Genomic DNA, 21,304 nt, shown 5'->3' with positions numbered 1-21,304 from the left:
AGCAGGTAAGGAAGATGCAATATTAATCTTTAATATTAAATTGTCCTTTTTCATAATTTCTAGTGTGTTTATATTCTTCAATTATTTTGTTAATTTTATCGATATCTTCTTTTGATAATTTTTCTTTTATTTCTTTGTATGTTACTGATTTATAGACTTTAAAATCACGTTGTGCAGCTGGTTTATCATAATCAAGAACTCTAATATCAATACCAGTATCATTTTTTACAACCTGTATGATACTTCCACCTGTACCTAAAGAAGTGGCTAAAATACCATTATGTTCTGACATCGTGAATCCAGTATCGTAATCTAGACGTAGAGATTTAAGTGAGTCCATAGAGTCATAGAAAAGAGCTCTACCGATTAAGGCAAGTTGAGAATTAGTGAATTCAGGTTTGTTTTCTTGTTTTTCTTTATCACTATTTTTTTGTTCTTCTTGTGCATTAGGATCATTGTAGTAATATAATGCTTTATATCCCAATTTAGAAAAATCAATCTTATCAGTAGGGATTGCATATTTTTTGAAGAATTCATCTTTAGATTCAAACTCTTCAGAAGAAATTGAATCTTTAAATTTTTTGTTAATTTTTTTATACTCGGCAGAGTTAATATCATGAACTTTTTCGAATTTTGAACCATCATCTTTCAATTTATACACAACATATGTGTCATTGTTGTTCGTAGTATCATGTATCCAAATAGATTTATCATTATAGAATACAGATTTTGAAATATCATTACCAGATTCAACTTGGTAAATTAAATTAACTTTATTACTATTATCATAAGAATATATCGCAAAAGGACTATTTAGATTATCTTTATCGCAGATAAGTAATTCATTTCTACCATTACCATCAATATCATAATATACATACCTGATGTAATCTTTATTTTTTCCTTTTGAATTATAATTTTCGATTGCGAAATTATTAACCTCAGAATCAGATTTCACCTCACCAGAGTCCATTGCTTTCTTATATTTTTCAAGAACAGGAGTATAAAGTTCTTCATCTGATTTCTTCCCAAAAGAAAAAATGCTAGAGATAGGTTTATTAGTAGATTTCGAATAGTAGTATAATCCACCACCACTAAGTAGAACAATGCCAAGAATACTAGAAACTATAGGAACAAGTTTACTTTTCTTTTTCTTATTAGGATCAAATCCTTGTGAATTATTTGGTCTATTATTGTTTTGATAGAACTGTCCATTGTTTTGAGTATTTTGTTGATATTGACCAGGATTGTTATAATTTTGATATTGTTGATTGTAACCTTGTTGGCCATTTGCATTATTGTAGTTTTGGTATTGTTGATTATTTGATGAACCTGAGTAATTTTGATACTGTTGGTTATTATTTTGTTGATTACCATAATTATATTGATTATTAGTTTGGTAATTTTGATTTGAATAATCGTACTGTTGATTATTTTGATATTGCTGATTCGAGTTATTATAATTTTGGTATTGTTGATTATAGCTTCCTTGATAACTTTGTTCATTATAATTTTGGTACTGGTTATTATACCCCTCTTGATAACCTTGATTATTATAATTTTGATATTGGTTATTATAGCTATTTTGTTCGTTATAATCATTTTGATTATAGTTGCTATAATTTTGATTAGTATTCTGATTTTGATTATTATTATTATTATTATTATTTGGCTTTGAATTATTATTACTCATAACATCTCTCCTTTTAAAGTGCTTTCATTACTATTATAAAATAAATTTAACATATTTCATAGTAATATTAAAAAAAACTCCTAATTTCATATATATTCTATATAAAATTAAGAGTAGGTTTGTATTATTTAGTTACTACGAATGAGTACCATCCGTTATCAGAAGTTTCCTCAACAAGTTTGAAACCACGTTCTAACATTTTTTCAAGAAGTTCATCTTTCTTCTCTTCTATAATACCAGAAGTGATGTAGTAACCACCATCTTCTAATAAGTTATACGCATCATCAATCATAAGCTCGATGATGTGAGCAAGAATGTTCGCTACGATAATATTATATTTTTTAGTTTCTTTTGTAAGAAGACTAGCTTGATCAACTTCGATTCTCTTCTCAAGATTATTTAAAGCGAAGTTCTCATAAGAAACATCGACAGCAAGTTTATCTAAGTCAACAGCTTTAATATTACCATCAGTTAGATAGCTAGCTGCGATACTTAAAATACCACTTCCACAACCAACATCGATAACATTATCAGTTCTTTGAACATATTTCTCAAGGTTTTTAATACATAGAGAAGTAGTCTCGTGACCACCAGTACCAAATGCCATACCTGGATCAATGTTTATAATATATTTATCTTCAGTATTTTCATATTCGCGCCATGTAGGTACAATAACGAACTTTTCACCGATATTAAGAATATCGAAATAATCTTTCCAAGAATTTTCCCAGTCGCTATCTTGAATAATAGTAGTTTCAATCTTGAAGAAATCTCCAATGTTAATATTTTCACCTAAAGCAAGAAGCTCAGCTTCGAAACGTTTGAAAGTTTCTTCATCAAAATTAAGCTCGTTAATGTATCCTTTAACAACAACTCCAACTTCAGGATAATCAGCAGGACTAAGTTCAACAATAGTACCGAAATCATCGTGTAAGTTTTCCTCAAGAGTAGTAGGATCCTCAATAGCAACTCCAGTTGAACCATAATCTAAAAGAATAGACTCAACTATTTCACTAGCTTCATTAGTAGTATGAATTGTAATTTCAACCCAATTTTCCATCTTATACCTCACAAATATTTTAAATTTTTTTCATTATATTTTTGATCGAAAAGACCAAAATAAGTGACTGCCCCAAAAGTCATAAAATTTAACAAAGTTCATATGATAACTCATAGACGCAGTGGTTTATTGATATCTAAATACGCTTTATAAAAGCTTTTTAGATATCTAATAAACTGTGCGGGGGTGACTCGACAAAATCGATTTCTCCGAAATCACGATTTTTGAGTCACTCCCATTTAACATACCTACAACATATTATACCATTTTCAATATTTAAGCAAATAAAAAGGTGAGATAGTTGTTTATATTTCGAGTGTAGAATTCACGAAGAAATATTTATCGGGTAGATATATTAAAAAATATAGTAAAAAATGAAATAATAGAGAATAATAATAACAAAGACGCAGTGGTTTATTGATATCTAAATACGCTCATACAAGCTTTTTAGATATCTAATAAACTGTGCAGGGGTGACTCTAAAAAATCAATTTCTCCGAAATCATGATTTTTGAGTCACTCCCAACAGAAACACTAATCTTAACGAACAAGGAGAGGAAAAGATTAGATGTTTCTACTGCGACTATTTAGAATAAATGAATAATAAAGAAATACTTTTAATGGGAATTAAGTGAATATATGAGAATTTGTAGCCTAATAGTGCTTAATTATGTTATAATTTATAACAGTACTATTTGAGGGCAGAAAGGTTCCTGCCGCACCCGAGAGGGTACCTGAGATGACGAGGTTACTGAACGTCCAAATAGGAATATTGGAAGCACCTGGAAATAGGTGCTTTTTTTATGATAAAATTGAAATTTATTTTAAATACAAAAAATTTAAATTAATATGGCTCCATAGTGCTTTTTTAATAAAATCCTTGACAATAATGGTCGATTAGTATAATATAGACTAAGTAAACCGTAATATAAAATATTAGTAAAGAGACTTTTATTTCATGTTTTTTTAGAAGAGAGTTTAATCCATAGGCTGAAAGATTAAATAATAATGATTGAAATAAGCAACACTCTTTATAAAACCGAATATAAATTGAAAGGTATCAGGAAACTGATATGAATTCGGGTGGCACCACGAAATTAGTATTCGTCCCATGTAGTTATATAACTATGTGGGGCGATTTTTTATTTTCAATATATATAAGGTTTAGCTAATATTAGTAGTTAAAATTGAAAAAATATGGAGGCACTTATGACAACAATTACGAAAGAACAAGTAGCTCACATCGCTCATCTTTCTAGATTAGAAATCCAAGAAAGTGAAGTAGATGGGTACATCGAAAAATTAGAAAAAGTTGTAGATTTATTCAATACAATCAACAGCGCACCGACAGAAAATGTAAAACCAACATATCACGTTTTAGACTTAGTGAATGTTTTCCGTGAGGATGTTGCAAAACCAGGAATGGATAGAGAAGAAGTTCTTAAAAATGCTCACGAGACTGAAGCAGGACAATTCAAAGTACCTACTATTATTGAATAAAACAAGGAGATAATTTAATGAGTTTATTACATGAATCAATTGAAAGTTTAGAACTTAAACTTAAAAATAAAGAAATTAAACCAAGTGATTTAGTAAAAGAATCACTGGACAGAATTAAAGCTACTGATGAAAAAGTAGGTTCATTCATTACAGTAACTGAAGAAGTAGCATTAAAACAAGCTGAAGAGTTAGACCGTGCTCAAGAAGAAGGATGCGCAGAAGGTAAACTATTCGGTATCCCAATGGGAATTAAAGATAACATCATTACAAAAGATATTCAAACAACTTGTGCATCAAAAATCTTAGAAGGATTCAATCCAATTTATGATGCAACAGTAATGAACAAACTTAATAAAGAAAACCCAATTCTTTTAGGGAAATTAAACATGGATGAGTTCGCAATGGGTGGTTCTACAGAAACATCTTACTACAAACTTACTCGTAACCCACATGACTTAGATGCAGTACCAGGAGGATCAAGTGGTGGTTCAGCTACAGCGGTAGCAGCAGGACAAGTTAGCTTCACTCTAGGAAGTGATACTGGTGGTTCTGTACGTCAACCAGCTTCATACTGTGGTATCGTTGGATTAAAACCAACATACGGACGTGTATCTCGTTTTGGATTAGTCGCATTTGCTTCTTCATTAGACCAAATCGGACCAATGACTCGTACAGTAAAAGATAACGCTCGTGTATTAGAAATCATCTCAGGATTAGATGCTAACGATATGACTAGTGCACCTGTAGAAGTACCAGAATTCAGCAAAATCATCACTGGAGACATTAAAGGTAAGAAAATCGCTCTTCCAAAAGAATACTTCGGTGCTGGAATCGATGAAGATGTTAAAAAAGCCGTTCTTGAAGGTGTTAAATACTTAGAAAGCCAAGGAGCAATCGTTGAAGAAGTAAGTCTTCCAAACACAGACTATGCTATCTCAACTTACTACATCATAGCTTCAGCTGAAGCAAGTTCAAACCTTTCTCGTTTCGATGGTATTCGTTACGGATTTAGAAGTCCAAACGCAACGAACCTTGAAGAAATCTACAAAAAAACACGTGGAGAAGGATTTGGAGCTGAGGTTAAACGCCGTATTATGTTAGGAACATACGTATTATCTTCAGGATACTACGATGCTTACTACAAAAAAGCACAACAAGTTCGTACACTAATTAAACAAGACTTTGACAAAGTATTCGAAGAATACGATGTAATCATTGGACCAACTGCTCCAACAGTAGCATTCAACATTGGAGAAGAAGTAGGAGATCCAATTAAAATCTATGCTAACGATATCTTAACAATCCCAGTAAACATGGCTGGATTACCAGGTATCAGTATTCCATGTGGATTCAAAGGTAACCGTCCAATCGGTATGCAAATTATTGCTAAACCATTCGCAGAATCTACACTATATGATGTAGCGTACAACTTCGAACAACACTACAACTTACACGATAAAAAAATAGAATTATAATAGGAGAAACAAGATGCATTTTGAAACAGTAATTGGACTAGAAGTCCATGTAGAATTAAAAACAGATTCAAAAATATTCTCACCATCTCCAGCTCACTTTGGTGCAGAACCAAACACTAACACAAACGTTATCGACTTAGGATACCCAGGGGTACTTCCAGTAGTAAACAAAAGAGCGGTAGAATGGGGAATGAAAGCAGCAATGGCGCTTAACATGACAGTAGCTCGCGAGTCAAAATTCGATAGAAAAAACTACTTCTATCCAGATAACCCGAAAGCATACCAAATCTCACAATTTGACCAACCAATCGGGGAAAACGGATGGATTGATATCGAAGTAAACGGAGAAACTAAACGTATCGGTATTACACGTGCTCACCTTGAAGAAGATGCTGGTAAATTAACTCACAAAAATGGTTACTCTTTAGTTGACCTTAACCGTCAAGGGACACCACTTATCGAGATCGTATCTGAGCCAGATATCAGAACTCCAGAAGAAGCATATGCTTACTTAGAAAAATTACGTTCAATCATTCAATACATCGAAGTATCTGACGTTAAGATGGAAGAAGGATCAATGCGTTGTGATGCGAACATCTCAATCCGTCCTTACGGTCAAGATGAATTCGGTACAAAAACTGAGCTTAAAAACTTAAACTCATTCACTTTCGTTAAAAAAGGTTTAGAGTACGAAGAAAAACGTCAAGAACAAGTTATCCTTTCAGGTGGAGTAATCAACCAAGAAACTCGTCGTTTCGATGAAACAACAGGAACAACTAAACTTATGCGTGTTAAAGAAGGTTCAGACGATTATCGTTACTTCCCAGAGCCAGATATCGTACCTATGATTATCTCTGATGAATGGATGGAAGAAGTAAGAAAAACTATTCCAGAACTTCCAGATGCTCGTCAAAGAAGATACCAAGAAGAACTTGGATTACCAGCATACGATGCTCACGTTCTTACATTAACAAAAGAAATGTCAGATATGTTCGAACAAACTGTAGCTTTAGGTGCAGATCCAAAATTAGCTTCTAACTACTTAATGGTAGATGTGAATGCATACTTAAACAAAGTACAAAAAGAACTTAAAGAGACAGCATTAACTGCAGAAGGTTTAGCAGGAATGATTAAATTAATCACTGACGGAACAATCTCAAGTAAAATCGCTAAAAAAGTATTCGCAGAACTTATCGAACACGGTGGAGATGCTGCACAAATCGTTAAAGAAAAAGGTCTTGTACAAGTATCAGATAGCGGACAATTATTAGCTTGGGTTAACGAAGCATTAGATAACAATCCAAAATCTATCGAAGACTACAAAAACGGTCGTGACCGTGCGATTGGTTTCTTAGTAGGTCAAATCATGAAAGCCTCAAAAGGACAAGCCAACCCACAAATGATCAACAAAATGTTATTAGAAGAAATCGCAAAACGATAATAACGAAAATAAAAAACGAACTCGAAGCAAGGAAAAATCTTTGTTTCGAGTTTTTGTTGAATTGGTAATCGACTTAAATATAAATAGAGCAGGAATTAGTTTGAAAAATATATTTTAATAGAAAAAGAGAGCGGATGTTGGGAAATAAAACTGGATATTTCCCAAAAAAAGTGGACATTGGGAAGTTAAATTGGACTTTCATGGTTAAAAAAGTGGATATTAGGTAGTAAGACTGGACTTTAACGGTTTTAAAGTGGACATTAGGGAATAAAAATGGACATTCGCAGATGAAAAAGTGGAAAATTGAAAATATTCAATTTAAGTAGAATATATTTTGAAAAATAGGATTAATATAATTGACATACGTATAAATACGTAGTATAGTTAAAATGTCAGGAGGTTAAATATTATGCCGATGACACAAGAAGAGATGGTTAAACTGTTGAAAAAGTACGGTTTTACTTTATGTAAAGGCGGAAAGGGATCTCATGTAAAAATGAAAAAACCTGGACAGAAGAGACCTATCATTATCCCGAAAGGTGAATTGAATAAATTCACAGAGAAGGGTATATTAAAGGATGCTGGATTATTATAATCCAGCTCCGAATTAATGAGGTGATATAATGTTAGTAAGTTATCCAGCAATTTTTTATTTTAACAAAGAAAGTGAAGAAAAAGAGATTTATAATGTTTATTTTCCAGATTTAAAAGGAAGTGGAACACAGGGGATAGGTATAGCAGAATCAATTAGTATGGCATCAGATTATTTAGGATTAGCCCTTAGTGATTATTTGGAAGATGGAGAAAGATTACCTAAGTCAAGTAATATAAATGAGTTGTCAATAGAAGATGATTTTCCTTTTAAAGATGATTCTGAGATGAAGGATTATTATGTTCTTAATAAATCCTTTGTATCAATGGTTGTTGTGGATTTGAGAGAATATTTAGATAGTAGCACGCTAATTAAAAAGACATTGTCTATTCCTAAATGGGCTAATGATGTTGCAGTAAAATATAATATTAATTTTTCACAATTATTAACGAATGCTATAGCAGAAGAAACTATTAAGTATAAATAGAAAATAAGCGATTGTAATTCTTGAAATATTTTATATTTTAAATTTAAAAAATAGTTTTAAATGTTGAGAATAATACTAAATAAAGATGCACTCAAAAATAGATTTTTTAATCATAATTTTGAGTACATCTTTTTTGTATTTAATTTTTACTATTTACTCTTCACAAACTCAACAATTTTAGAAATGGCTTTAGTTGCTTCTGGTATTGGGAAGGCAGGGTATACGTGGTTTAAGTTTTTACCAATTTCGAATTCAGTCTTAACATTTGCTTCACGAAGTTTTTCAGATAATAATGCTATGTCAGGATATAATAATTCACGTGTTCCTGAGAATAATAATACCTCTGGTAAATTCTTCATCTCACCGTATAATGGAGAAACTTTCCAATCAGATAAGTCTGCATCACCAGCCCAAGATTTGGCATCAGCTAGTAGAGTATCTACGTGTAGTAGAGGATCTTTTTTGATATATTTTTTAATATCAGGATTCGACATAGTTAAATCAACCCATGGACTTAGTAAAATAAGGCCTTTTGGTAGTTTAATATTATTTCGAACAAAGTCTTGAACTAATCCTAGAGCTAAGCCACCACCAGCACTATCTCCCATAATATAGACATCTTTATCTGGATTCTCAGCAACGTAGTCTGTATATAATTTTGTTAGAAGTTCATAGCTATCTTTATAAGTATAGAGTGGGGCTAGTCCGTAATCAGGAATAATAACCTCAGCATCAGCTTCTTGAGCAATTTTATCAGCCATCTCCCATTGTATATCTACAAATTCATGAACGTAAGAACCACCATGAATATAGAAAATAGTAGAATTAGAATTATTAAAACTGTTTAAATGCCAAACTTGTCTGTCAGAAACAATTCTAGTATAAAATTTAGATTTAGTATCGAATTCATATACATTTACAGTTTCTTCAATATTATCTTCTTTTTGTTTTTCTAATCTTTTAGTTTCATCAATATCTCTTAGTTTCTTATATTTATTACCAAGGTATAACTCGATTAGACCAGCTTTAGCACTACGTTTATAACGTAATTTTTGATAACCTGCATAGCTACCTATTAATGCGGGTAATGTTACGGCAATTGAAGCTACTGAAACAATTTTTTTATTAAATTTTCCCATTTTAATCTCCTCTTATTTACATAAATGTAAGTGTTTTATTTATTTCCAATTATAGTTTATCAGAAAATAAAGTGATTGTAAAAATAAAAATCTGAAGAAATGGAATAAAGAATAAATAAATAGAGTTAGAACTCTAATTCCAATTCAGAGGGAAAAGATAAAAGTTGGAAGTGAACTTCCAATTTGAGGTGAAAAATATAAAAGTTGGAAGTCTATTTCCAATTTAAGGCGAATAAGACAAAAGTTGGAAGTGAACTTCCAATTTGAGGTGAAAAATGTAAAAGTTGAAAGTCTACTACCAATACAATTTTACGTTTTGCAAAATTACATAGTTAAATAAAAAAAGAAGTGATTTAAAATCTATACTCATTGATTTTAAAATCACTCCTAAAAGTTCATCATTTAGTTTTTATTATCTAATTAAATAGTAGTTTGTGATATATGCATTCACGATATCACGTAGTTGTTCATCAGATAGTCGTCTTAATGCAGGGAAGGCGATTGTTGATAATTCTACTAGGTTATCAATATTTTTTTCTGTGAACTCTTCTTGATCAATCTCTTCAGTATTATTAGAAAATAGAATGAATAATTTACTAGCTTCATTATCTGTAAGACCTCTATTTTCACATGCTAGATAAAATGAAGGTTCTTCATTGAATCTATCTTTAATGTATTCATTAATCTCATATACAGCTGATTTAATAGTGAAGTGACTAGAGATAAAATCTGGACTTTCAACGTATTTTGTTTGTTTCACTTCAAAAGGTATTCCACCTTCATTAACAGCTTTTGTAAGAAACATGCTAATAGCAGTTTCTAGATTTAATCCAAGGCTGTAAAATAAATCCTCAGCTTCATTTTTTAATTCATCATCGATAGTTAACATTATTTTCGATTCACTCATTTCAAACTCTCCTTAGTTAATACATTAATTTTAACGTAGAATTAAAGATTTTTCAAGAGGCGTTTAAATGAAAAATATATGGTGTAGAAAGGAATTAACAGGGGAGTGTATAAAGAACAAATATTAGTAATAAGTGATAAAATAATTCATAATAAATATGTTATAATATTATGTAAGAATAAATGAAAAAAATACTATTGAGAGGATCTTTATGAAATTAGAATTATTACAAAAAGCGATAGAAGAAAACTACAATGCATTATCGGAAGTTAATAACGCAGCATATAGTTTAGAGCCAGTATCAGAAGAAAGATTAGTAGAAATCGCAAAAGATGTAAATGAACAGTTAGGATATGAACTGTATGATAAACTAGATAGAGAAAGTTTAGTAGCGGACTTCTCAACTACATCAAGAGAAATGTATAAACATACTCTAGAAAAATCGAAATTTCTAAATGACAGACTAGAAAAAGCATTAGTCGAACATTGTGACGACATATTAGTAGATGTAGTAAAAGCACACGAAAACTTCGATTCAATGGAAACATTTGAACTATACACACTAGCATTCGAAGTAAATGAAAAACTAGGATATAGATTATTCAGAGATATCTATTCTTATAGCTTAAGACGTGACTTCGAGAGAGTAGCAAAAGCAGTAGAAACATACAAAAAAGAAGGTAAAATAACGAAGTTTATTAAGTAGGAAGTTCGGTAGAAATGCTAAAAAATAGGATATAAACATTACGAAATTACTTTATAATTATAAAAATAAATATCATATTCAAATTAAAAAATCAATGGGGATTAAATTATGCTTGAATTGAAAAAGATTAATAGAAATAATGTAGGAGAGATTCTAAAATTAGAGGGAAAGAAATAATTATTTTAAGTAATTAATAGATAAATTATGATTTATAAGTGTTGATATTACTATACGACTTTCCACCTAGGTCTAGTGTATTAATTATGACAGCGGCAAATAGTAGCGACGAACACGGGGGGGTAAGCCCTCTACTAGAGAAATAAAACATGAATCGATGTATTTTTTAGGTTAATTATGCATATAATCTTTGATTAAAGTATTTGAAAATTAGAAAGGAAGGAGAGAGCATATTGATGAGAAATAGTAAATTATCTGAACATACTTTTGAAAAGGGGAGGTTTATAACACCATTAAATTCTTTGCCGTTGATGCAAGAATTAGAGGATGAAAAATCATGGACATATGGTAGAATGCCTGAGTATATTTGGATTGGTTTGATTTTGAAATATTTTGGTAGAGAAGAAGGATTGAAAAAATCATATTATATCATTTCTAAAATTCATAACGTAGCTCCAGATTTATACACAGTAAGATTGTCACAAATATTAAAGCTAGATACGAATATACAAGAGGAGATCTATGAATACATTATTTCTTTAGGAGTTAAGGATGCAATTTCACCGTTAACTATTTTTCTTACAGATAGTCAAGCTCCAGTTTTTGCTAAATACTTTTATAGTTATAAACAAGGTATTGAAGATAGATGTAAAGCAATTGTTGAGACTATGAGTGAAATAATGGATCATCAGTCTAATGAAGCAACTGATATAAGATTTGTAGCAGTATATTTCAATCTACTTTCGGGGAAAATGCATCTATTGAAAGAACAAGTAAATCTACTGATATCATATCCAGCATCAAAGCACACTGATGAAATAATGTGGATGGCTCGATCTACAGTTCGTTCTTTAGAAATGATGATTTTAACTTTTGAAAATACCGATTCTGAATATTTAAAAGGTTTTTGGAGGTGTGTAAGTGAAATGACAGAATGTGATATATTTGTTATTAATTTTCCAGAGGAAAATAGAAGTATAACAGCATACATGGAGAGTTTACATGAGGTATTTGTTTATCTTTCAGAATTGCTTATTGCATCTAATATGCTTGATGAAAAAATGAATGTTTTGCTTGGAATAGCAACATATTCTTATAAGCGTTTAAAAGAGATATATAGACATCAATTATTTAATTCCATCTCTGGAAGAAGTTGTATACGTGTTTTAATAGAAGATTATATTATGATGAAATATCTAAAGAAAAATGAAGCCTTTCATGAAAATATCTGGCGTGATTATCAGTTATATGGTATGGGATTGTACAAGTTAGTTTTGGCCAGACGCAGAGAAAGTGACTGCTTGGAAGAATCTCACTTTGATGAAAAATATATTGAGACACTAGTTAATGAATTTAAGGGAGAGGAATTTATTAATATGGATACAAGATACTTCGATAAACAAAATATAAGGTCTAAGGCTGAAAGTGTTAATGAGAAGAGTCTATTTGGTCTATATTATGATTATGACTCTTCTTTTGAACACGGCTTATGGGGGGCAATTCGTGAATCATCGCTTTTAAAGTGTAATAATCCTGCTCATAAATATCATTGTGTTCCAGATATTGAAGATGAGATAGTGCTAAAGACGGTTTTACCAGATTGCGTGATGATTATGAATAAAACGATATTATTTCTAAATGAACTTTATGGTATACCAGAACAGCTACTAAATGAGGTTATAAACTATGAACTCAAACCTATTATTAAATAAAATTCATTTAATTCAAATAGAATATAAGAATTTACTTGTATCACTTTTACCAAAATTTAAAAGTACCTATGCTCCAGAAGCACTAGATGAAATAAATTTGTTTTGGCTACGACGTATAGAAGTGGTAAAGCTGTATCTAAAGAATTGGTTACCAGGTAAAAACAGTTATGTCTTCACAGCTGCTACGTTCATGGATTTTGATGATAATGAGCACTTACCATTTCTTCTGATGGGGAATAAGCATATTCTAGATGATCCACTGAGTAAATATTCATTAATACGAAGTGAAATGTCAAAAGGGAAGGATGCTGAATTTTTATACAAACAAATAAGTGTGACTGCAGAAGATAATCTAAAGGTGCTAGAAAATATTCATAATGAAATTCTTATATTGCCATTGAGACTGCTTAATCAATCGAATGACCAAAAAGCTTTTGAGAAAGTTGGAGAACAAGTATTTGTTAGTCTTTTTAATAACATTTATAGTCTGAATGAATATTTTGAAAAATGTAACAGTATCGATGATATTATTCATTTCGCTCGTGACGATATTGGAAGATTAGTAATGTTTTCTGAAGATGATGATGTAATGTTAGATTTTAAAGAAAGATTTAGGATTGCTTTGATAGATACAAAATATATGGTAGATCCTAATAGGTCAGACTCATATAACTTTTTTATGCTTGTATTTGGATTTATACAACAAGCATTAGGTATCATTGTATCATGCATGGAATACGAATGTATCCCATATATTAGATATCCTGTTTCTTTGCATTATATATCCATGATGTCTCAAAGTATACTTGACATTGAACATGTCGTAATGCTTCGCTTTAGGATGAGTGTTGGTTTTGTTGTTTATAAACTTTGTGATAAGAGTAAACTTGCTAGTGTTTGTTTGGAGGATTTTCTTGAAAAAAATAAGATATATAATTTTAACGATAAGCTGTTTAATGCTCTTACTAATTATAAAATTAATGAGAAAAACTTCTTTAAGCACAAAATTACTCAGTTAGTTATTGATGAATTAGATGCGTTTTATAATTTTTTATCTGGCGAAATCAATTAATGAGGTGAAAATGGAGAAAAAAGAACATTTAGAGAATCCAACGGATGCCTCTGATTTATAATTTGGAAAACATGTAACTTTAAAACTTCTGCTCATATCAAAGTTCTTAATGAAAATTAGTTTAATCAGATTTTACTTGAAACATATACTGATGAAGTCTATTTTAAGTAAGTTCATTATCTAGATGATGTAGAAAAACAGATTATTTCTGATAAATTTATATTTGCTAAATCTATCACTGAAGATTTTGTAAATTACATAAATTCATGCCATGAGGATGAGGTATTAACAGTTAGTAAATTAGAATCTTATAAAAAGAAACCAGTTTATTATGAAGAGCTACGGATATGTTTATATGATAAGAAAAATGATGCTATAGTTGCTACAGGTATAGCTGAATTTGATGATGAGTTAATGCCGTATGTGAATGAAATTGTTTCTATTCTAGATTCAGTTTATGACAACAAATTATTTACAATTGAAGATGCTAGACAAAATAATGTTGAACTTAAGTTGGATGAGAATAAGTTAGCTATGAAAGAATTTAAAGAATTGTGTAAGAAAACTAATTCTAAATCTATTTATGTAGTTGACTTCGACACAGAAGAACTTATAGAAAAAGCTATTAATGCTTTAGACCAAAATTTAGTAATTACTAAACTATAATTTAAAGTTGAAAGTGGAGTGATGAATAAAATTAAGTCTAAAGAAGAATTATTAGCTGGTAAATCATTAGTTAGAGAAGAAGCAAATAATTACACAGATCATTCAATCGTAGGATTTAATGTAAAGTATGATTTAATAGGAAAAATTGTAGAGGGTACGGATTTAACTAGGAAAGCAGTTGTTCGTATACTACAAGGCATAAAACCTTATGTATTTGAACAATTCAAGTTTAATCCAGAAGAATTCATACTAAAAGCCATATCAATTATAAACTCGGAGAAGGCAACTGCTGTTATTGAGCTATTACATACAATGTTATGGAAGAAGAATATGATGTGAGTATTTTCGCAGATGCTACAATCAAAGGTAAACTAGATGTGAATGCAATGAAAACTAAAAAAACATTTATATGACCATATTGTTTATGACAAATGAAAAAAGGTTTGCTAGTGATTTAGATATAAATAATAGTGTTGCTGTTTATGTTAAATTGCCAAATAGTTTTTATATTTCAACACCAGTTGGGAAATATAATCCAGACTGGGCTATAGCTTTCAATGAAGGTTCCGTTAAACATGTTTATTTTATAGCTGAAACAAAAGGAAGTATGGATTCACTAGAATTACGTACTATTGAACAATAAAAAATTTATTGTGCTAAAAAACACTTTAAAGCAATAAGTAATAATGAAGTAGTATATGATGTAGTAGATAACTATGAATCACTACTTAATTTAATGACAAGGTAAGATTTTTTATAAAAAAAGGTGGAACAGTTTCTGGAGCTGTAGCTTATGAACTTACAGACTTAACTACACCAGTTAAACTAACAGCATATAAAGGTGTGGATCGTATAGAACTAGGTAGCCAAGAATTTTCAGTAAAATAAATTTTATTCGGATTGATACGATATCAGTCCGAATTTTTTTATGAAATTATTTTCTTTTCTTCCATTGTCAACCATAAACTTAAACTATTTTTAATATTTTTACCAAGCAGAGATTATTTCTTAAAATACTGGTATTAAAGTATTTGTGTTACGTTTTCAATTTGGCAAAATTCATTTTGCCTACTTTGATATTGTTCGTTGACTAGGCAGAATGTATAATGAGTTCATAAGATAAAAGTAAAAAAAAGGAGATTTATACTTATGAGCGAAAATAAAAGTAGTTTAAAAGTTTTAGTTCAAAAAGTCGGTACTGCTCTTTCAAGTATGGTAATGCCTAACATTGGTGCATTCATAGCTTGGGGATTAATTACTGCATTATTTATACCTACAGGATGGATGCCAAACGCAAAACTTGCAGCATTAGTTGCACCGATGATATTCTTCCTATTACCACTATTAATTTCTTATTCGGCTGGTAAAAACGTTCATGATGAACGTGGAGGAGTGGTAGCGGCGATTGCTACTATGGGTGTTATTGTTGGAACAGTGACAATTACAGAAAAAGGTTTAGGTGGAACACCAATGTTCCTAGGAGCTATGGTTATGGGACCTATCGCAGCTCACCTAATGAAAAAATTTGACAAAGCAGTTCAACCAAAAATTAAAACTGGATTAGAGATGTTAGTAAACAACTTCTCAGCTGGTATTCTTGGATTTATCTTAGCTATTTTAGGATTCTTTGGAATTGGACCTATTGTTAAAGTTATTACAAATGCACTTAGTGCTGGTGTAGATGTGATCATTAATGCGCATTTATTACCACTTGCTAACGTGTTTATCGAACCAGCAAAAATCTTATTCTTAAACAATGCGATTAACCACGGTATATTAACACCAATCGCAACTGAACAAGCATTAAATACTGGTAAATCAGTTTTATACTTATTAGAAGCTAACCCAGGTGTTGGATTAGGTATCTTATTAGCTTACATGTTCTTTGGAAAAGGTTCTGCTAAAGCTTCTGCTCCAGGAGCAGCAATCATCCACTTCATCGGTGGTATCCACGAAATCTACTTCCCATACATCTTAATGAAACCTGCATTAATCTTCGCAGCAATGGCAGGTGGAGTAAGTGGTACAGCAACATTCCAATTATTAGGTGCAGGTCTACGTGCTCCAGCTTCACCAGGTAGTATTTTAGCAGTACTTGCTCAAACAGCAACTGGAAGTTACTTTGCTGTAGTAGCTGGGGTAGTAGTATCTACTTTAGTAACATTCGTAATCGCAAGTATCATCTTAAAACGTGATAAAGGTGAAGGAGATTTAGAATCAGCTCAAAGCAAAGTTAGCAACATGAAAGCTGAATCAAAAGGACAAGACGTAGCAGTTGATACTGCAAGTGAAACTTCTTATGCTGATGTTAAAAGAATCATCTTCGCTTGTGATGCAGGAATGGGAAGCTCAGCAATGGGTGCTTCTATCCTACGTAACAAAGTGAAAAAAGCTGGACTTGATTATGAAGTAACAAATGTAGCGATTAGAAATCTAAATGAAGAAAGTGGATTATTAATCGTAACTCAAAACGAATTAACGCCAAGAGCGAAACAAATGAATGGAAAAGCTCTACACGTATCTGTAGATAATTTCCTAAACAGTCCAAAATACGATGAAATCGTTGAGAATTTGCAAAAATAGAAAAATAACTATATAATATTTTGTAAATAGAGACGGTAGTGTTTATGACTTCTTCTTAGATAAGGCGCTATGCATTACTAAGAGGAAGTCATATTTTTATTATGAAAGAATGTTTTGTATATTTTTTGAATGGAGGTCATATGTTTAACGAACGTGAAAAACTAATATTACAAGTTTTGTTGAAAAATACTGATGAAGCACTTAGTATAAAAGAGATAGCTAAGGCTACAAAAATAAAAGAAAGAACACTTTATAGAGAGATTAAAAACTTAGAGAGTTCATTAAATCAACTTGGAATAGATTTAACGAAAGAAAAGTCTAAATATTTACTAAAAGGTGATTTATCTGAGTTAGATTCTTCACTATTTGAGGCTAGTTTTGAAGATTATGCATATTCAACAGAAACTAGACTGAATTTAATATTATGCTTTTTAATTTTAAGTGAAGATACTTCGATTAAAGATATCTCTGAGAAACTGATGTTAAGTTATAATACTGTTGCGACTGCAATAGGAACTATCGAAAAGATTCTATCTGATTATAAACTGACATTAATTAGAAAAAAAGGTCATGGTATTGAAATAGAAGGTAGTGAGGTAGATCGTAGAGTACTGCTAATTTCATTATTATGTAACGAAATTAGTGATGAGGAATTTTTTACTAGACTAAATGACCGTAGTATTTTATCAAGTAATCCATTCACAAAATTCTTGAACTTTGATTTTTTAAAAAAGGTATTTTATCAAAATAAATATCTTGATGTGTTTAAAATATATACTGATTCTAGTATAAAGAAGATCCTTATAAGTTTAAATGTAGTTTTTCTTCGAATGTCTTATCCAACTGACATTAAAGAAAATATTACGAAACAAGAATATGATAGTATAAAATCACTACTAACTGCTTCTAAAGATATAATTGACTTCGATATTACAGATGATATAATTCAATTTCTTGTCAAAATATTAAAAACATGTCGTTTAATCGAACAACTTTCATATTTAAATGATAAGTATTCATATACTCTAGTATATAAGATAAGCCTATTGATAAAATATGTTTCTGAAAAAATGAATGTGGACTTCATGCAAGATACAAATCTTTCTAGCGGTCTTATCGCACATGTTGAATCGGCGATAAAAAGACATCAGATGAATTTAACTGAGGAGAATGATGAATTACAAGATTTTGTATTGAAAAATTACAATGAGCTATATCTTGTAATTAAATCAGAACTGTTAGTTGTTTTTGATGAAATAATGTTTAATTCTACGGAGTTAAGTTATATTGTTATACATTTTGCTTCTAGTTATGAACAAATTTATAGAAAGAATTTTATTCGTGCTCTAGTAATATGTGCTAGTGGTATTGGAAGCTCTAAAATATTAGGTAGTCAGATCAGAAAGAATATTCCAGAGATAAAAAATCTAGAATATACAATCCCTAGTAAAGTCACTAAATCTTTAGTTAATAACTATGATGTAGTTATATCTTCAATCGAACTAGAACAAGATGTCGATTACTTATTAATTCCGACTATATTAAAAGAAAAAGATATAAACTTAATTCGCGAAAAAATATTATCTAGTAGGAGTTTTAAAAGAAATAATACTGTTAAAAGAGAAAACATTGTCAATATTGATAAACTTAGCAGTGCATGTAGAATTATTTTGAAAAATATTGAGTATGTTGAAACTAAAAAATTAGATGATTATGAAGTGATATTAGATGATATACTGACAAATTCAGTATTGAATATAACTAACAAAGATGAAATCTTTAATAGTTTATTAGAAAGACATAATAAGAGTTCTGTAGTTATTCCTAATACTAATATAGCTCTTTTCCATACTCTAAATAATGATATCGAAGAACCATTTGTTATTATTAGTTCGTTAAATGATCGTATTGTTATGAAGGATTCAGTGGGTAGTGATCAGAATGTTGATAATTTTATAGTGATGGTCAGTCAGAATCAACAAGAATTTACCGACTTACTTAGTCAGATTAGTATTGCGATATTAGATGATGAGGTATTTACTAAAGCTCTATCTAGTCAGAATAAAGATTTTATTTTTACAAAGATAGAATTAATATTGAAAAATTATATTTTACAGTTATAATTTTAGTTATTATAGCGACTTGGAAGTTAATTTCAGGTCGCTATTTTGTTGCTAAGGAAGGTGATATATAGCTGTATACTAAAGTGGTTAAATGATTAATTTATATTTTGTCATTTTTTATAACTCTATTTTGGCAAAAAGTGCTTCGCCGACTTTGATATTGTTGAGGAGGATAACTAAAGGTATAATTAACTTATAAGAAATAGAACAAGAAAACTTGAAGGAGAAATGAAGATGAATTTAACAAAAAAAGATATTAGATTAGGACAAGAAATTAGCAATAAAGAAGAAGCTATTAGAAAAGCAGGGGAAATCTTAGTAGAAAATGGATATGTAGATAGTGATTATATTCCTGCGATGTTAGAAAGAGAAGAAATCGTATCAACGTATATGGGGAACTTTATTGCGATCCCTCACGGAACAGATGAAGCTAAAAAATCAATTAAAAGTACAGGGATTTCTATAATTCAAATTCCAGGAGGAGTTTCATTTGCTAAACCTGAAGATACAGAAGATAAGATGGTGTTCATAGTTTTCGGTATAGCTGGTAAAGACGGGGAGCACTTAGAACTATTATCAAAAATAGCAATCTTCTGTTCAGAACAAGAAAATGTTATAAAATTAGTAAACGCAGCTACTGAAGAGGAAGTTATTACTTTATTATCAGAAGTTGAATAATAAAATAAAAAATTAGTAAGAAGGTATTATAATGAAAAATTTACATTTTGGTGCAGGAAATATCGGACGTGGATTCATAGGAGAATTATTAAATAAATCTGGGTATCACATTACTTTTGTAGATATTAATAAAGATGTGGTTAATGATTTAAAACGTCGAGATACATACACTATTAGAATATTAGACGAAAATATTGAAGAAGTTGAACTAAATAATTTTGATGCTTTGAACATTGCTGAAGAAAAAGAGCAACTTTATACAGCTATAGGTGAGGTAGAATTAATTACTACTTCTATAGGTCCGAATGTTCTACCTATCATAGCAAAAGATATTGCAGAAGGATTAAAATTAAAAGTTGCGAATAATAATACTAAATTATTAGATATTATCGCTTGTGAAAATATGATTTCTGGATCTGAATTTTTAAAAACAGAAGTGTTCAAACATCTTTCAGAACAAGAACAAGAGTTTGTTAATAAATATGTAGGTTTCCCAAATTCAGCAGTAGATAGAATCGTACCAGCTCAAAAACATGATGATGTTCTCCTAGTTGAAGTAGAGAAATTCTGTGAATGGGTAATAGAAGCGGATAAAATTAAAGTAGAAAGTAATAGAAATATTGAACAAGTACACTACGTAGAAGATCTTAATCCGTTTATCGAAAGAAAATTATTTACGGTAAATACAGGACATGCGGCGCTAAGTTATATAGCGAATTACTTAGGTATTGAATTAGTTTCAGATGGCGCTAAACATGCTGACGTAAGAAAAGATTTCATCGCTGTATTAGAAGAAACTAGTGCATTACTTGAGAAAAAATGGGGATTTGATAAAGCTGAGATGGAAGCTTATAGAAATAAAACTATAAAACGCTTCGAAAATCCACGTATCGTAGATAATGTTTCTAGAATCTGTCGTACTCCTATAAGAAAATTAGGTTATAATGAAAGATTTATTAAACCTATTAGAGAAACAGAAGAACTAGGATTATCAAACAGTGCTTTACTAAAAGCTTGTTCATATATTCTTACATTTAAATCTGAAGAAGATGAACAATCTGTAAAACTTGAACAACTAATTAAAGAAAAAGGTGTTATCGAAGTTTTAAGTGAAGTAACAGAATTGACGGACACAGTCTTATTAAATAAAATTAAGGAAGGTTACGAAAAATTAGTTTAATAATACATATTAGTATCTAACTGTAAAAATTATGACATGACGTGTATACATAAGAATGAAATAGTATGTATTATTAGCAATTTATATATAAAATAATAATTAAAAGTCTTTGG

The 21,304-nt window shown here is 30.4% G+C and carries 19 protein-coding genes; 15 read left to right on the top strand and 4 right to left on the bottom strand.

The features are described 5' to 3' along the window. Window positions 1-22: 22 nt before the first annotated feature. Together PNO30_RS02060 and prmA are read right to left on the bottom strand one after the other, a co-directional pair. The gene (locus tag PNO30_RS02060; RefSeq protein WP_271986982.1) at window positions 23-1,693 is read right to left on the bottom strand and encodes a hypothetical protein; all 1,671 of its coding nucleotides are present in this window, start codon (window positions 1,691-1,693) and stop codon (window positions 23-25) included. A 124-nt stretch (window positions 1,694-1,817) separates the two neighbouring features. Next, complete coding sequence (prmA, locus tag PNO30_RS02055) at window positions 1,818-2,753, bottom strand: 50S ribosomal protein L11 methyltransferase (RefSeq protein WP_271986981.1); 936 nt, start codon at window positions 2,751-2,753, stop codon at window positions 1,818-1,820. Between the two features lie 1,209 nt (window positions 2,754-3,962). Between prmA and gatC the strand changes: the two genes are divergently transcribed. The 5 genes from gatC to PNO30_RS02030 all read left to right on the top strand — a co-directional run bounded on the left by gatC (window position 3,963) and on the right by PNO30_RS02030 (window position 8,248). After that, window positions 3,963-4,253, top strand: coding sequence for an Asp-tRNA(Asn)/Glu-tRNA(Gln) amidotransferase subunit GatC (gatC, locus tag PNO30_RS02050; RefSeq protein WP_271986979.1), 291 nt, complete (start codon window positions 3,963-3,965; stop codon window positions 4,251-4,253). A gap of 17 nt (window positions 4,254-4,270) precedes the next feature. Then, complete coding sequence (gatA, locus tag PNO30_RS02045; protein WP_271986978.1) at window positions 4,271-5,728, top strand: Asp-tRNA(Asn)/Glu-tRNA(Gln) amidotransferase subunit GatA; 1,458 nt, start codon at window positions 4,271-4,273, stop codon at window positions 5,726-5,728. A gap of 13 nt (window positions 5,729-5,741) precedes the next feature. Further along, window positions 5,742-7,169, top strand: coding sequence for an Asp-tRNA(Asn)/Glu-tRNA(Gln) amidotransferase subunit GatB (gatB, locus tag PNO30_RS02040; RefSeq protein WP_048802959.1), 1,428 nt, complete (start codon window positions 5,742-5,744; stop codon window positions 7,167-7,169). A 409-nt stretch (window positions 7,170-7,578) separates the two neighbouring features. After that, complete coding sequence (locus PNO30_RS02035; protein WP_271966398.1) at window positions 7,579-7,764, top strand: type II toxin-antitoxin system HicA family toxin; 186 nt, start codon at window positions 7,579-7,581, stop codon at window positions 7,762-7,764. A 28-nt stretch (window positions 7,765-7,792) separates the two neighbouring features. Beyond that, window positions 7,793-8,248, top strand: coding sequence for a type II toxin-antitoxin system HicB family antitoxin (locus PNO30_RS02030; protein ID WP_271986977.1), 456 nt, complete (start codon window positions 7,793-7,795; stop codon window positions 8,246-8,248). A gap of 149 nt (window positions 8,249-8,397) precedes the next feature. Here PNO30_RS02030 and PNO30_RS02025 read toward each other — a convergent pair whose 3' ends face one another. Both PNO30_RS02025 and PNO30_RS02020 read right to left on the bottom strand, forming a co-directional pair. Then, window positions 8,398-9,387, bottom strand: coding sequence for an alpha/beta hydrolase fold domain-containing protein (locus PNO30_RS02025; protein ID WP_271986976.1), 990 nt, complete (start codon window positions 9,385-9,387; stop codon window positions 8,398-8,400). A 412-nt stretch (window positions 9,388-9,799) separates the two neighbouring features. Further along, window positions 9,800-10,294, bottom strand: a complete 495-nt coding sequence (locus tag PNO30_RS02020) for a type II toxin-antitoxin system RelB/DinJ family antitoxin (protein ID WP_271986975.1) — start codon at window positions 10,292-10,294, stop codon at window positions 9,800-9,802. A 211-nt stretch (window positions 10,295-10,505) separates the two neighbouring features. On the opposite strand from PNO30_RS02020, the gene PNO30_RS02015 reads away from it, so the two are divergent. The 10 genes from PNO30_RS02015 (at window position 10,506) to PNO30_RS01970 (ending at window position 21,191) form a co-directional block, all read left to right on the top strand. Next, window positions 10,506-11,000, top strand: a complete 495-nt coding sequence (locus PNO30_RS02015; protein ID WP_271986974.1) for a hypothetical protein — start codon at window positions 10,506-10,508, stop codon at window positions 10,998-11,000. A gap of 413 nt (window positions 11,001-11,413) precedes the next feature. Next, window positions 11,414-12,889 (top strand): DUF5677 domain-containing protein, encoded by a 1,476-nt coding sequence (locus tag PNO30_RS02010; RefSeq protein WP_271986973.1) that lies wholly within the window; start codon window positions 11,414-11,416, stop codon window positions 12,887-12,889. Window positions 12,890-13,010: 121 nt separating this feature from the next. Beyond that, on the top strand, window positions 13,011-13,961 hold the full coding sequence (locus tag PNO30_RS02005) for a hypothetical protein (protein ID WP_271986972.1): 951 nt from the start codon (window positions 13,011-13,013) through the stop codon (window positions 13,959-13,961). A gap of 414 nt (window positions 13,962-14,375) precedes the next feature. Then, window positions 14,376-14,627 carry a hypothetical protein gene (locus tag PNO30_RS02000; protein ID WP_271986971.1) on the top strand — a complete coding sequence of 84 codons (252 nt, stop codon included), beginning with the start codon at window positions 14,376-14,378 and terminating at the stop codon, window positions 14,625-14,627. A gap of 21 nt (window positions 14,628-14,648) precedes the next feature. Further along, on the top strand, window positions 14,649-14,966 hold the full coding sequence (locus tag PNO30_RS01995; RefSeq protein ID WP_271986970.1) for a hypothetical protein: 318 nt from the start codon (window positions 14,649-14,651) through the stop codon (window positions 14,964-14,966). An 85-nt stretch (window positions 14,967-15,051) separates the two neighbouring features. Next, window positions 15,052-15,270, top strand: coding sequence for a hypothetical protein (locus tag PNO30_RS01990; protein ID WP_271986969.1), 219 nt, complete (start codon window positions 15,052-15,054; stop codon window positions 15,268-15,270). 506 nt (window positions 15,271-15,776) lie between these two features. Further along, the gene (locus PNO30_RS01985; protein ID WP_271986967.1) at window positions 15,777-17,210 is read left to right on the top strand and encodes a PTS mannitol transporter subunit IICB; all 1,434 of its coding nucleotides are present in this window, start codon (window positions 15,777-15,779) and stop codon (window positions 17,208-17,210) included. Window positions 17,211-17,350: 140 nt separating this feature from the next. After that, window positions 17,351-19,333 (top strand): BglG family transcription antiterminator, encoded by a 1,983-nt coding sequence (locus PNO30_RS01980; protein WP_271986966.1) that lies wholly within the window; start codon window positions 17,351-17,353, stop codon window positions 19,331-19,333. 234 nt (window positions 19,334-19,567) lie between these two features. After that, entirely contained in the window at window positions 19,568-20,011 is a 444-nt protein-coding gene (locus PNO30_RS01975; protein ID WP_102169677.1) for a PTS sugar transporter subunit IIA, read from the top strand. A 31-nt stretch (window positions 20,012-20,042) separates the two neighbouring features. Further along, complete coding sequence (locus tag PNO30_RS01970) at window positions 20,043-21,191, top strand: mannitol-1-phosphate 5-dehydrogenase (RefSeq protein WP_271986965.1); 1,149 nt, start codon at window positions 20,043-20,045, stop codon at window positions 21,189-21,191. Window positions 21,192-21,304 lie beyond the last annotated feature (113 nt).

This window comes from Gemella haemolysans (assembly GCF_028308085.1).
Classification (GTDB): domain Bacteria; phylum Bacillota; class Bacilli; order Staphylococcales; family Gemellaceae; genus Gemella; species Gemella haemolysans_D.
This window is presented reverse-complemented; position numbering and strand designations above follow the sequence as displayed.